Origin of the sequence: Roseomonas sp. E05, assembly GCF_030063475.1 — a bacterium.
Taxonomy (GTDB): Bacteria; Pseudomonadota; Alphaproteobacteria; order Acetobacterales; family Acetobacteraceae; genus Pseudoroseomonas.
In genome coordinates this window covers 48,069-60,180 of record NZ_JASIRT010000016.1, presented here as the reverse complement: position 1 = coordinate 60,180, position 12,112 = coordinate 48,069, and the positions used below count along the sequence as shown (strand labels likewise).

Annotated in this window: 15 protein-coding genes and 1 tRNA gene; 6 read left to right on the top strand and 10 right to left on the bottom strand. The window is 70.9% G+C overall.

The window, feature by feature from the left end; all coding sequences use genetic code 11:
- Position 1: 1 nt before the first annotated feature.
- The 3 genes from yidD to rpmH are packed head-to-tail and all read right to left on the bottom strand — an operon-like array spanning position 2 to position 844.
- Positions 2–337, bottom strand: a complete 336-nt coding sequence (gene yidD / locus QMO56_RS16250) for a membrane protein insertion efficiency factor YidD (protein ID WP_283527333.1) — start codon at positions 335–337, stop codon at positions 2–4.
- On the bottom strand, positions 334–675 hold the full coding sequence (gene rnpA, locus QMO56_RS16245; RefSeq protein ID WP_283527331.1) for a ribonuclease P protein component: 342 nt from the start codon (positions 673–675) through the stop codon (positions 334–336). Before rnpA ends, yidD begins: the two co-directional genes overlap by 4 nt.
- Before the next feature lie 34 nt (positions 676–709).
- On the bottom strand, positions 710–844 hold the full coding sequence (gene rpmH / locus QMO56_RS16240; RefSeq protein WP_159994002.1) for a 50S ribosomal protein L34: 135 nt from the start codon (positions 842–844) through the stop codon (positions 710–712).
- A gap of 190 nt (positions 845–1,034) precedes the next feature.
- Between rpmH and QMO56_RS16235 the strand changes: the two genes are divergently transcribed.
- The 5 genes from QMO56_RS16235 (at position 1,035) to QMO56_RS16215 (ending at position 5,077) form a co-directional block, all read left to right on the top strand.
- Positions 1,035–1,790, top strand: a complete 756-nt coding sequence (locus QMO56_RS16235; protein WP_283527328.1) for a TVP38/TMEM64 family protein — start codon at positions 1,035–1,037, stop codon at positions 1,788–1,790.
- 15 nt (positions 1,791–1,805) lie between these two features.
- Positions 1,806–3,233, top strand: coding sequence for an NAD(P)/FAD-dependent oxidoreductase (locus tag QMO56_RS16230; protein WP_283527327.1), 1,428 nt, complete (start codon positions 1,806–1,808; stop codon positions 3,231–3,233).
- 29 nt (positions 3,234–3,262) lie between these two features.
- Positions 3,263–4,057 (top strand): 3-hydroxybutyrate dehydrogenase, encoded by a 795-nt coding sequence (locus tag QMO56_RS16225; RefSeq protein ID WP_283527325.1) that lies wholly within the window; start codon positions 3,263–3,265, stop codon positions 4,055–4,057.
- 67 nt (positions 4,058–4,124) lie between these two features.
- Positions 4,125–4,310: a hypothetical protein gene (locus tag QMO56_RS16220; RefSeq protein ID WP_283527323.1), complete on the top strand. Its 186-nt coding sequence runs from the start codon at positions 4,125–4,127 to the stop codon at positions 4,308–4,310.
- Positions 4,307–5,077 (top strand): methyltransferase domain-containing protein, encoded by a 771-nt coding sequence (locus QMO56_RS16215; protein ID WP_283527321.1) that lies wholly within the window; start codon positions 4,307–4,309, stop codon positions 5,075–5,077. Before QMO56_RS16220 ends, QMO56_RS16215 begins: the two co-directional genes overlap by 4 nt.
- Positions 5,078–5,141: 64 nt before the next feature.
- Here the strand turns inward: QMO56_RS16215 and QMO56_RS16210 are convergent, their stop codons facing one another.
- Together QMO56_RS16210 and QMO56_RS16205 are read right to left on the bottom strand one after the other, a co-directional pair.
- Positions 5,142–6,356 (bottom strand): class I SAM-dependent rRNA methyltransferase, encoded by a 1,215-nt coding sequence (locus QMO56_RS16210; RefSeq protein ID WP_283527319.1) that lies wholly within the window; start codon positions 6,354–6,356, stop codon positions 5,142–5,144.
- 81 nt (positions 6,357–6,437) lie between these two features.
- Positions 6,438–7,226: an aldolase gene (locus tag QMO56_RS16205; protein ID WP_283527317.1), complete on the bottom strand. Its 789-nt coding sequence runs from the start codon at positions 7,224–7,226 to the stop codon at positions 6,438–6,440.
- A gap of 92 nt (positions 7,227–7,318) precedes the next feature.
- On the opposite strand from QMO56_RS16205, the gene QMO56_RS16200 reads away from it, so the two are divergent.
- A complete protein-coding gene (locus QMO56_RS16200; RefSeq protein WP_283527315.1) occupies positions 7,319–8,563 on the top strand; it encodes a Zn-dependent hydrolase in 1,245 nt (414 codons plus the stop codon).
- Between the two features lie 55 nt (positions 8,564–8,618).
- Here QMO56_RS16200 and QMO56_RS16195 read toward each other — a convergent pair whose 3' ends face one another.
- From QMO56_RS16195 to QMO56_RS16175, 5 genes are all read right to left on the bottom strand, one after another.
- Positions 8,619–9,566: a RimK family alpha-L-glutamate ligase gene (locus QMO56_RS16195; protein ID WP_283527313.1), complete on the bottom strand. Its 948-nt coding sequence runs from the start codon at positions 9,564–9,566 to the stop codon at positions 8,619–8,621.
- Positions 9,567–9,862: 296 nt separating this feature from the next.
- Positions 9,863–9,939 (bottom strand) — tRNA-Met (locus tag QMO56_RS16190).
- Between the two features lie 32 nt (positions 9,940–9,971).
- Positions 9,972–11,081: a tRNA 2-thiouridine(34) synthase MnmA gene (mnmA, locus tag QMO56_RS16185; protein ID WP_283527311.1), complete on the bottom strand. Its 1,110-nt coding sequence runs from the start codon at positions 11,079–11,081 to the stop codon at positions 9,972–9,974.
- Positions 11,078–11,767: a TenA family protein gene (locus tag QMO56_RS16180; RefSeq protein ID WP_283527308.1), complete on the bottom strand. Its 690-nt coding sequence runs from the start codon at positions 11,765–11,767 to the stop codon at positions 11,078–11,080. Before QMO56_RS16180 ends, mnmA begins: the two co-directional genes overlap by 4 nt.
- A gap of 8 nt (positions 11,768–11,775) precedes the next feature.
- On the bottom strand, positions 11,776–12,108 hold the full coding sequence (locus tag QMO56_RS16175; RefSeq protein ID WP_283527306.1) for a ferredoxin family 2Fe-2S iron-sulfur cluster binding protein: 333 nt from the start codon (positions 12,106–12,108) through the stop codon (positions 11,776–11,778).
- Positions 12,109–12,112: the final 4 nt, after the last annotated feature.

The window sequence follows — 12,112 nt, the reverse complement described above, 5'->3', positions numbered from 1 at the left end:
GTCAGGCCTTCTGGTGGGCCCGCGCGCGCGGCGGCGGGCAAGAAGACGGCGCCGCCTCAGGCTCCGTCGAGGAATTCTCTGCGCTGGCAGCCGCGGGCACCGGGTCATAGCCGCCGGGATGCCAGGGATTGCAGCGCAGGATGCGGCCGGCCGTCAGCCAGGTGCCGCGCACCGCGCCATGGATCTCCAGCGCCTCGATCGCATAGGCGCTGCAATGCGGATAGAAGCGGCAGTGGCTGCCGATGACCCCCCGCAGCGTGAGCTGATACGTGCGGACCGCGCCCTTCAGCACCCAGGCGGCCGGGCTGACGGAGCGTCCGCCCGCCAGGCGCCTCATGGCTGCAACACGCCGGCCTGGCGCAGCGCCCCACGCAGATCGGCCAGAAGCAGATGGAAGGCACGGTTGCCCGTGCCCTCGCGCCCGATCAGGACGAGGTTCCAGCCCTCCGGCGCATTCTCGCCGAGGGTCAGCCGGGCCGCTTCGCGCAGGCGCCGCTTCGCGCGGTTCCGCACCACGGCATTGCCGAGCTTCTTCGTCGCGGTAAAGCCAACGCGCAACGGCCCCGCCGTACCCGGCAGGGCCTGCAGGACGAGGCTCGGCCGGGCGGTGCGGCTGCCCTTGCCGGCAACGCGAAGGAATTCGCGCCGCCGCTTGAGGCGGGGCGGCGAGGCCACGGCGATGCCCTTCTCCGAAGCAGCCCGTGGCGACTCAGGCGGAGAGCTTCTTCCGGCCCTTGCTGCGGCGGTTGGCCAGCACATTGCGGCCGCCCACCGTCTCCATGCGGGCGCGGAAACCATGCCGGCGCTTCCGGACGAGCTTGGACGGCTGATAAGTACGCTTCACGACGCGCTACTCCGTTGATCGAGATCGGCGCCGCCCCGCTCCTGGCTGGAACGCTGCGGCACGAGCCGGCCTCCCTCAGGATGGCCGGCGAAGGTGGGGACGTATAGGGAGGCGTGTCGCGTCCCGTCAACCGCCGTTGCTCGCTGCAACCTTCCATTGGCGTTGCGCGCGCCCCATCTCAGGCTGCACCATGCGTCCCTCCCTGCCTTTGCCCACCTCTGCGCGCACCGGCTGGAAGGGGCGCTCCCCGGCGCTGCTCGCGGCGGCCGCGGCGCTGTTCCTGGCCGGAATCGTCTCCCTGCCCGACCTGCTCTCCTGGCCGGCGCTGGCCGCCCATCGCGCCGCCCTGGCTGAAACGGTGGAGGCGGCGCCGGTCCGCGCGGCGCTGGCCTATCTGGGGCTGTATGTGGCGGTCGTGGTGCTCTCCCTGCCCGGCGCCAGCTTCCTGACGCTGGCGGGTGGCTTCCTGTTCGGTCCCTGGGCCGGCGGCGGGCTGGCGGTGGTGGGCGCCAGCCTCGGGGCCTGCCTGCTGTTCCTGCTGGTCCGCGCCGCCTTCGCGCCGGGCCTTGCCCGCCGCTCCGGGGGCCGGCTCGCCGCCCTGCGCGAGGAGCTGGCGCGGGATGGCTTCCTCTATCTCCTGGCGCTGCGTCTGTTCCCGTTGCTGCCCTACTGGCTGGTCAACCTGGCCCCGGCCCTGGCGGGAATGCGCCTGCTGCCGTATGCGGCCGCCACGCTGCTGGGCATCATCCCGGGCACCCTCGTCTATGCCGGCATCGGCGCCGGCCTCGGTTCGACCCTGGACGAAGGCACGCAGCCCGACCTTGCGGCGCTGACGTCCATGCGCATCCTGCTGCCGCTGGGCGGGCTGGCGCTCCTGTCGCTCGGCGCGGCGGCGTGGCGCCGGCGCGCACGGACCCTCCAGGCCGCCCCGCCGGCCGCAAGATAAAAGGATCTGAGGTACATGCCTGACCATGACGTGGCGATCATCGGTGCCGGCGCGGCCGGCCTCTCGGTGGCTGCCATGGCCGCGTCGCTCGGCCGCAAGGTGGTGCTGTTCGAGCGCGAGAGGATGGGCGGGGAATGCCTCAACACGGGCTGCGTGCCCTCCAAGGCGCTGCTCGCCGCCGCCAGGCGCGCCGTCGCGGTGCGTGACGCCGCCCGCTTCGGTATCCAGGCCGGCGAGGTCCGGGTGGACTGGCAGGGTGTGCGCCGGCATGTCCAGGACGCCATCGCCCATATCGCGCCGGCCGATTCGGCCGAGCGCTTCAACGGGATGGGCGTGGAGGTGGTCCGCGCCAGCGCCCATTTCGTCGCCCCCGACCAGATCGAGGCGGCGGGCCGCATCCATCGCTTCCGCCGGGCCGTCATCGCCGCCGGCAGCGCGCCGGCGGTGCCGGACCTGCATGGGCTGGTGAGCTGCCCCTGGCTCACCCACGAGACCCTGTTCGACCTGGAGGAAGCGCCCGAGCACCTGCTGATCCTGGGTGGCGGCAGCCAGGGCGTCGAGCTGGCCCAGGCCCATGCGCGACTCGGCTGCCGCGTCAGCCTGATCGAGGCGAGCCCCCACATCCTGGGCGCTGAGGATGTCGAGCTGCGCGTGCCCCTGCGCGAGGCGCTGCGGCGGGAGGGCGTGGTCATCCACGAGAACACGCACGCCATTGGCGTGGAGCGTGCGCCGGAGGGCGTCGCCCTGGTGATCGAGGGCGGTGCGCGGATCCCTGGCTCGCACCTGCTCTTCGCCCTGGGGCGCAGGCCACGGCTGGCGCCGCTGGATCTCGCCGCCGCCAACATCGCCGCCTCCCCGGAAGGCGTGCTGACCGGGCCCGACCTTCGCAGCACCACCAACCGCCGCGTCTGGGCCGCCGGCGACGTGGCGAACCCCGAGGGCATCGGCCCGCGCCGCTTCACCCACGCGGCCTCGCTGCATGCCTCGGTGGTCATACGCTCAATGCTGTTCCGCCGCCCGGCGCGGCTGGACTACGCCGCCCTGCCACGCGTGACCTACACCTCGCCCGAGCTCGCCCAGGTCGGCATGACCGAGGCCGAGGCGCGCGCCGCCGGCCATTCGGTCCGCGTGCTGCGCCAGCCCTTCACCGAGAATGACCGGGCCGTGGCGGAGGGTGACACCGAGGGGCAGGTGAAGCTGGTGGTCAGCAGCCTCGGCCGCCTGCTCGGCGCCAGCGTGCTGGGCGCGGGCGCGGGCGAGATGGCCGGCCTGTTCGGGCTGACCATCGGGCGCAAGCTGCCGCTCTCCGCCCTGGCCGAGCTGGTTCTGCCCTATCCCACCCGCGCGGAGGCCGCGAAGCGGGCCGCGGCAAGCTTCTACACGCCCGCGCTGACGTCCTCCGCGATGCGCGGCATCGTCGGCCTGCTGAACCGCCTTCCCTGATTTCCTCCCCACCCCAAGGAGCACTCCGCATGGAACAGATCCTGACCGGCCGCACAGCCCTGATCACCGGCTCGACGAGCGGCATCGGCCTCGGCATCGCCAAGCTGCTTGCCGCTGCCGGCGCAAGCGTCATGCTGAACGGCTTCGGCAAGCCGGAGGACATCGCCGCTGCGCGGCGCGAGGTGGCGAAGGCCGGCAATGGCGCCGAGCCGCCATATTCCGCCGCCGACCTCTCCGACCCTGCCCAGGTCCGCGCCATGTGCGCCGAGGCCGAGCAGGCGCTGGGTCAGGTGGACATCCTGGTGAACAATGCCGGCATCCAGTTCACCAGCCCGGTCGAGCAGTTCCCGGATGACAAGTGGGACGCCATCATCGCCATCAACCTCTCGGCAAATTTCCACACAATCAAGGCCGTGCTGCCCGGAATGAAGGCGCGGTCCTGGGGGCGGATCGTCAATATCGCCTCCATTCACGGCCTGGTCGCCTCGCCGGAGAAGGTCGCCTATGTCACGGCGAAGCATGGCGTGGTGGGCATGACGCGGACCGTGGCGCTGGAGATCGCCCAGAGCGGCGTGACCTGCAACGCCGTCTGCCCCGGCTTCGTCCGCACGCCGCTGGCGGAGAAGCAGGTGACCGCCCTGGCCGAGAAGAACAGCATCACCGAGGAGGCGGCGCTGAAGGACTTCCTGCTGGCCAAGCAGCCGAGCAAGCGCTGGGTCGAGGTGGAGGAAGTCGCCCAGATGGCCCTCTACCTGTGCGGCCCCGGCAGCGGCAGCGTGAACGGCGCCGCGCTCTCCATCGACGGGGGCTGGGCGGCGGCCTGAGCGGCCGCCTCGCTCTGAGGATGTATGGTGGATTGGAATGAATCTTTCCATAACAAGGAGATATGGCGTGGTGTTCCGTGATGGATTGAAGCTTGTTCTTGCGGGGCTGGTCGCCGTGCTTGGCTTGTTCATCGCCCGCAGCAATGCGCCGCTGATCACCACGCAGCATATCGGCCTCGGCGTCTTCCTTCTGGCGGTCGGCTATGGTCTGCTGATGGTCAAGCGCCACTTCGACCGGACGCTTTCGCCATGACAAGCCAACCCAGTTGGAACCCCGAGCAGTATCTCCGCTTCGCCGACGAGCGGCTGCGCCCCGTCCTCGACCTGATCGGCCGCATCGCCCATCCAGCGCCGCAGCGTGTGGTGGACCTCGGCTGCGGGGCCGGCAATGCCCTGCCCCTGCTCGCCGCGCGCTTCCCGGGCGCGACCGTCACCGGCGTGGACGGCTCGGCGGACATGCTGCGCAAGGCGACGGATGCCGGCTTCCCCGTCCAGCAGGCCGACATCGCCCAATGGACGCCGGAAGAGCCGGTGGACGTGCTGTTCTCCAATGCCGCCCTGCACTGGCTGGGCGACCACGAAGGCCTCTTCCCCCGGCTCCTGGGCTTCCTGGCGCCGGGCGGCGTGCTGGCTGTGCAGATGCCTTCCATGCACGCGGAGCCACTGCGCGCGCGGCAGGATGCGATCGCCCGCAGCGGCCCCTGGGCCGATCGCCTCGCGGGGATTGCCTCGGCGCCGCCGATCCTCTCGGCGGGTGCCTATTACGACCTGCTGCGTCCTCGCGTTGCCACGCTGGACCTGTGGTTCACGGAGTATCTGCACGTCCTGCGGGGGCCGGACCCGGTGGTGCAATGGGCCATGGGCACCAGCCTGCGCCCCTATCTCGACGCGCTGACGGAGGAAGAGCGCCCGGCCTTCCTCCGCGACTATGCCGCGGCCATGCGGTCCGCCTATCCGCCGCAGGCGGATGGCTGCGTTCTGCTGCCCTTCCGGCGCCTCTTCCTGCTCGCTTCTCTCTGAATGCTGCAAGAACAGCATCTTGCGGAAATTCTCTTCGGAGCTTCCACAGCAGGGTTTGCTGCTGCTAGGCTGCAGGAAGGTGCAGCAGCAAACCCTTGAGATAGGCACTTTCCGGCAGCAGCGGATGCACCGGATGATCCGGCCCCGCCCCGGTCGTCGCCAGCAGGCGCGCCGGTCGCCGCGTGCGGCTGACGCCATGCGCCACGGCATCCGTGAAGTCGCCCACGGGCACGTGGTGTGAGCAGGAGGCGATGAACAGGAAGCCCCCGGGCGCGACCAGCCCGGCGGCAACCCGGGCCAGCTTGGAATAGGCCCGCATGGCTGCGGGGTGGTCCTTGCGCGTCTTGGCAAAGGCTGGCGGATCGGCCACCACCACCTCGAAGCGCTGGCCCTGCCCCAGCATTTTTTCGAGCGTTTCCAAAGCTTCGCCGCGTTTTGTTGAGACGATATCCGAAAACCCCTGGCGGTGGGCGGTATCGGCCGCGAGGGCCAGGGCCGGTTCGCTGCGGTCCAGCAGCGTGACGCTCTTCGCCCCCGCCGCGGCGGCGAGAAGGCCGAAGCCGCCGGTGTGGCAGAAGACGTCCAGCACCGTGGCACCCTTGGCCAGCGCCGCCACCCGCATCCGGTTCTCCCTCTGGTCGAAGAACCAGCCGGTCTTCTGGCCGGAGAGAAGGTCGATCGAGAATTCCAGCCCGCCTTCCCGCACCAGCGCCGTGGCGTCCTCCCCATGCAGGAGGCGGCTCTCCTCGGGCAGCCCCTCCAGGCGCCGCACGCCGGCATCGTTGCGGGAGACGATTGCCCGGGGCGACAGCAGCTCCTGCAGGGCCCCGATCAGCAGCGGCGTCGCGCGCTCCATCCCTGCCGTGTTCGCCTGCAGCGCCACGGCATCGCCATAGCGGTCGATCACCAGCCCGGGCAGGCCATCGGCCTCGGCATGGACCAGCCGGTAGAAGGGCTGGCCGATCAGCCGGTCCCGCAGGGCCATGCATTCAGCGAGGCGGTTGCGGAAGAAGCGGTGGTCGAGCGCCACCTCGGCATGCGGCGAGAGGAAGCGGGCGGCGATCAGGCTGTGCGGATTGAACAGCCAGGTGCCATGCCGCACCCCGTCATCGCCCTCCAGCCGCACCGGCGTGCCGGGCGGCAGGGCCCGCGCCTCGGCGGTCATGGCGATCTCGTTGGAGAAGGCCCAGGGGTGACCGGCCTTCACGCGGCGGTCGCGCCCCGGCAGCAGGCGCAGCAACGGGCGCTCGGAGGGGGTGTCGAGAGGTTCGGCGGTCATGCACCGGGATTACGGCAGCTCTCCCGGCGGCGCCAGCGCCGTGCCGCCGGCGCCATGGCCGGACGGCAGCCGGGCCGGGGCTCAGTCGAGGTAATCCGGCTCCTCGCGCGCCAGGATGCGCTTGATGCTCTCCAGGTGCAGCCGGGCGCTTTCGCGGTCGCCCTCGCGCATCTGCTGATAGGTCCGGGCGGCCAGTTCCGGCGCCACCGGCTTCAGCACGCGGCCGGTGGCCTGCGCCATGCGCTGCACCTCGCAGGCCCGCTCCAGGTAATAGAGGTCGTCCCAGGCCTCGGCGATGCTGGGCCCGACCACCATCACGCCGTGGTTCTTCATGAAGACGATGTCCGCCTCGCCCATGGCGGCGGCGATGCGGTCGCCCTCCGCCTCGTCGAGGGCGAGGCCGTTGTAATCCTCGTCCACCGCGGTGCGGCCATAGAACTTCAGCGCCGACTGGCCGGCCCAGACCAGCGGCGGCCCCTCCAGCATCGAAAGCGCCGTGGCGTTCGGCATATGGGTGTGGAAGGCGGCCATCGCGCGCGGGTGCTTCATGTGCAGGCGGCCATGGATGTAGAAGGCCGTCGCCTCGGGCGTCCCCTCGCCGGCCACCACATTGCCTTGGAAGTCGCAGATCAGCAGGCGCGAGGCGGTGACTTCCGAGAAGGCCCAGCCATAGGGATTGACCAGGAACAGGTCGTCCCGCCCCGGCACCATGGCCGAGAGGTGGTTGCAGATCCCCTCGTGGAGGCCCATCCGCGCCGCCATGCGGAAGCAGGCGGCGAGATCGACGCGCGCCTGGCGCACCGCCTCCTGGTCCAGGTCGGAGTTGCGCAGGACGGCGGGGGCACGCGGGGTGCCGAGGGCATGGGCCATGGTGAACTCCTCCGGGCGGGGCCGAGACCCGCAGGCTTGCAGAGGCGCCGCCGGGCGGCAAGATGGCGGCGGCTCTAGCAAGGGGATTTCCGATGTCCGGCACCAATCAGCGGATCGACGCCAAGCGCCTCTGGGACAGCCTGATGAGCATGGCCGAGATCGGCGCCACGCCGAAGGGCGGCGTGCGGCGGCTGACGCTGACCGAGGTGGACAAGGCCGGCCGCCAACGCTTCACCGAATGGTGCGAGGCGCTGGGCCTGACGGTCCGGGTGGATGCCATCGGCAACATGTTCGCCCGCCGCGAGGGGCGCGACCCCGCCCGCAAGCCGGTGCTGCTGGGCAGCCATCTCGACAGCCAGCCCTCCGGCGGCAAGTTCGACGGCGCGCTGGGCGTGCTGGCGGGGCTGGAGGTGATGCGCACCCTGCACGACCTCAACATCCAGACCGAGGCCCCCATCGAGCTGGTCAACTGGACCGACGAGGAGGGCAGCCGCTTCGGCCACTCGCTGATGGGCAGCGGCGTCTGGGCCGGCATCTACACGCAGGACAAGGCCTATGCCCTCAAGGACGTGGAGGGCGTGACCGTCAGCGAGGCGCTGGACGCCATCGGCTACAAGGGGCCGGAGCCGGCAAAACCCTTCCCGGCCGACGCCTATTTCGAGCTGCACATCGAGCAGGGCCCGATCCTGGAGCGCGAGGGCAGGCAGATCGGCATCGTCACCGGCGCGCAGGCCCAGGTCTGGTACGACGCGGTGATCACCGGCCAGGATTCCCATGCCGGCACCACCCCGCCCTCGGCCCGGCGCGACGCCCTGCTGGCGGCGGCGCGGGTGATCGAGCGGGTGGACGCGCTGATGCGCGAACGCGGCGAGGACGGGCGCGGCACGGTGGGTTTCCTGCAGGTCGCCCCGAACAGCCGCAACGTGGTGCCGGGCGAGGTGCGCTTCTCCGTCGAGTTCCGCCACCCCGAGGACGCGGTGATCGAGCACCTCGCCGGGACCTTCCCCGCCGAGGCGCAAAAGATCGTCGCCGCCAATGGCTGCGCGCTGGAACTGGAAGAACTGTTCCGCATCCCCATGCAGCCCTTCGACCCGGCCTGCGTGGACCTCGTCCGCCAGGGCGCGGCACGGCTCGGCTATTCGGCGCGGGAGATCGTCTCCGGCGCCGGGCATGACGCCGTCTATGTCGCCCGCAGCGTGCCCACGGCGATGATCTTCACCCCCTGCAAGGATGGCCTCTCGCACAACGAGGCGGAGAGCATCCTGCCTGAGGAGGCCACGGCCGGCTGCCAGGTGCTGTTCGAGGCGGTGGTGGCGCGCGCCAACCGCGCGCTCTGAATATTGTGGCGCCCCTGAATTCCCCCAGGGGCGCCATAACCTGGCGCCGCGTGCCTCAGGCCGCCTGGCGCTGCGTCCTGCCCAGCTCGGCGGCCAGGAAGGCCGCCAGCGCGCCTGGGCCGGAGCGCGGCGTGCCGGCCACGCCGGCGGCTTCCTCCGCGCCCGGGTTGTAGTTGGTGTTGGTGTTCACGTCGTAGACCAGCACCTGCCCCTCGGGCGTGCGGATGAACTCGATGCCCGCCACGTCCACGCCGCTCCGTGCCAGGAAGCCCTCCAGCTTCGTGCGCAACCCGGTCTCGATGCCCTCGCGCAGGATGTTGAAGCGCGGCGCCGGCGCGGCGGAGGCCGGCGTCTGGCCCACCGGGCAGAAGGCGTCGCCCGTGGCGCAGGCCTCCGCCGGGCAGAGCTCGAAGCCCGCCGTCGTGTCCACCTCGACCGCATAGACGAAGCGGCCGCCGACGAATTCGGCGCGGGTGATCACCGGGCGCGGCGCGCGGATGTAGTCCTGCAGCAGCCAGATGCCGTCCACCGGCGCCTCGTCGGCCGGCGCGTCCTTCAGGTGCTCGGCCAGCGCCTCGGCGGAGGCGAAGAGGCGCACGCCCAGCCCCTTGCCGCCCCGGTTCGGCTTCAGGATCACCGGCCCGGTGCCGAAATGGCGGCGCGCCGCCTCGATCACGGCCTCCGGCTCGTCATGCACCATCACGGTGCGGGGCACGCGCAGCCCGGCCCCTTCCAGCGCGGCGTATTGCCGGGCCTTGCTGATCTCCAGGTCCAGCGCCGGGGAGCCGTTCACCACACGGCGCCCGTGGCGCGCCAGCCAGGCGAGCACGCCCGCCGTCAGCTCCGCCGCATAGCGATGGCCGCGGGTATGCGAGGAGGCGCTCATGCGGTTGTAGAACACGCCCTCCGGCGGCGGCGCGGAGAGGTCGAAGGTGCCGCGGGAGAGGTCCAGCTCAGCCCAGGGCAGGCCGATCTGGTCGAAGGCCTGAGCCAGGGGCGGCAACCACGTCGGATTTTCGTGGATAACATGAACCTTCGACATCGGAGCGTTCCTGCGCTGGCGTTATGTACCGATGCATTATGTGTGAATGGGAAATTCACGCGCAAGATCTCGGATGAGTTCAGGCAGAGCAGCGCCGCCCACAAGGGGGCAAGCGCCCGAAGGCAGCAGGATTTACCAAGAAAATTCTGTGGATTTCCGCTGTGCGCGGCCGAATGCCTGGAGACGGCGCAAGGCGGCGCAGAGGCCACGGTGCGGCATCCTGCGCGAAAGGCGGAAATGATGGGGAAAGGGAGGGTTGGTAGCGGCGGGCGGACTTGAACCGCCGACCCCGGCATTATGAGTGCCGTGCTCTAACCAGCTGAGCTACACCGCCAAAAAGCGAACCAACCAACCGGGAGCCGCCGTTTAGGCGGCGCGGCCCGTGCTGTCAACTGGCTCCGAGGCGCGCCGGATGAATCCGCCGCCGAGAACGCGCTCGCCGTCATACAGCACGCAACCCTGGCCGGGCGCGGCAATGGCCGGCTCGGCGAGCGCGACATGCAGTTGCCCCTTCGCCGCGTCCCAGGACACGGTGGCCGGCTGGGGCACCTCGCGGGCGCGCAGCTTCACCATGCAGGGGAGCGGTGCCTTCGGAGGGGAGACAAGCCAGTTCACCTCCTCGACCAGCACCTCGGCCGCCGCCAGCTGCGGGCGCGGCGCGACCACGATCCGCCGGCGCGGCGCATCCACGGCGGTGACATAGAGCGGCTGCCCGCCCGCATCGCGCGAGGCGGTGCCGAGGCCCCGCCCCTGCCCCACGGTGAAGCGCGCGATGCCCTGATGCTGGCCGAGCACCCGCCCTTCCGCGTCCTCGATGGTGCCGGGCTCGGCCGCCTCGGGGCGCAGGCGGGTGACCAGCTCGTGGTAGTTGCCCTGCGGCACGAAGCAGATGTCCTGGCTGTCCGGCTTCTCGGCCACGGCCAGGCCAAGCCGCACCGCCTCCGCCCGCACCTCCGCCTTGGAGGCGAAGCCGCCGAGCGGGAAATGGCTGAAGGCGAGCTGCTCCGGCGTCGTCGCAAAGAGGAAGTAGGACTGGTCGCGCGCCAGATCGGCGGCGCGCCGCAGTTCCGGCCCCTGCGGTCCCTCGACGCGGCGGACATAGTGCCCGGTCGCCAGTCCTTCGGCGCCCAGGTCGCGGGCGAGCTGCACGAGGTCCTGGAACTTGACCGTCTGGTTGCAGCGGACACAGGGAATCGGCGTCTCGCCGCGCGCATAGGTGTCCGCGAAATCGTCGATCACCGCCTGGCGGAAGCGCGCCTCGCGGTCGAGGACGTAGTGCGGAATGCCCAGGCGGTCGGCCACGTCGCGGGCGTCATGGATATCCTGCCCGGCGCAGCAGGCGCCCTTCTTCTGCACGGCGGCGCCATGGTCGTAGAGCTGCAGCGTGGCGCCGATCACCTCGTGGCCCTGCTCCTTCAGGAGCCCGGCGACCACCGAGGAATCCACCCCGCCCGACATGGCGACCAGCATCCTCATCGCGCCGCGTCCAGTCCCATCTGCCAGAAGGCGGCCTCCAGCCGCGCCGCCTCGGAGAAGGTGGCGGCGAGCGTCCGGAAACGGGCCTCGCCACCATGGCTCACGCCGAGGGCGTCGAGCCGCTCGGCCGCGCCACGCGCCAGGGCCTGATATTCAGGGCTGGAATAGGCGGTGATCCAGCTTTCATAGGGGTTGCCCTCGCGGCGCCGCCTCGGATGCTCCGCGATCCGCCGCGCCACCTCGCCATAGCCGACGGTGCAGGGCGCCAGCGCCACTTCCAGGTCCAGGATGTCGCCGGCCATGCCGCGATCCAGCACCCACCGGGTATAGGCGACGGTTTCCGGCGCCTCGGTCGTCGCCAGCACGTCGGCCTCGCTCATGCCCCACTCGGCGCAATAGGCGAGGTGCATGTTCATCTCGGCCAGCAGCGCGTTCAGGGAGGCCGCCTTGCCGCGCAGGGCGTCCAGGCTCTCGGCCTTGAAGGCGGCCAGCGCCTTGGCGCGCGCGAAATGGATCAGGAACAGCCAGTCCTGCACGAGATAGCGGCGGAAGGCGGCCAGCGGCAGTGTCCCGTCGGCCAGCCCCTGCACGAAGGGGTGCCAGCAATAGGCATCCCAGCGGTCCTCGGCGGCGTGGCGCAGCCGGTGGAACAGCCCGTCCGGCGAGCCATAGGGTGCGGGGAACATGGGCGGGGTCAGTCGCCGCCGGCGTTGCGGGTGCCGGCCGGGAGCTTCACCACGAGGCCATCCAGCTCCTCGGTCATGATGATCTGGCAGCCGAGGCGGGAGGTCTCCTGCAGGTCGAAGGCGAGGTCGAGCATGTCCTCCTCGTCCTCGGTCGGCTCCTCCAGCTTCTTGAACCAGCCACCATCGACGATGACATGGCAGGTCGAGCAGGCGAGGCTGCCCTCGCAGGCGCCCTCGATGTCCACGCCGTGGCGGTGCGCGATCTCCAGCACGGACAGGCCGAGCGGGGCCTCGACTTCGCGCGGCGTTCCGTCGCGCTCGATGAAGGTCATCTTCGGCATCGCC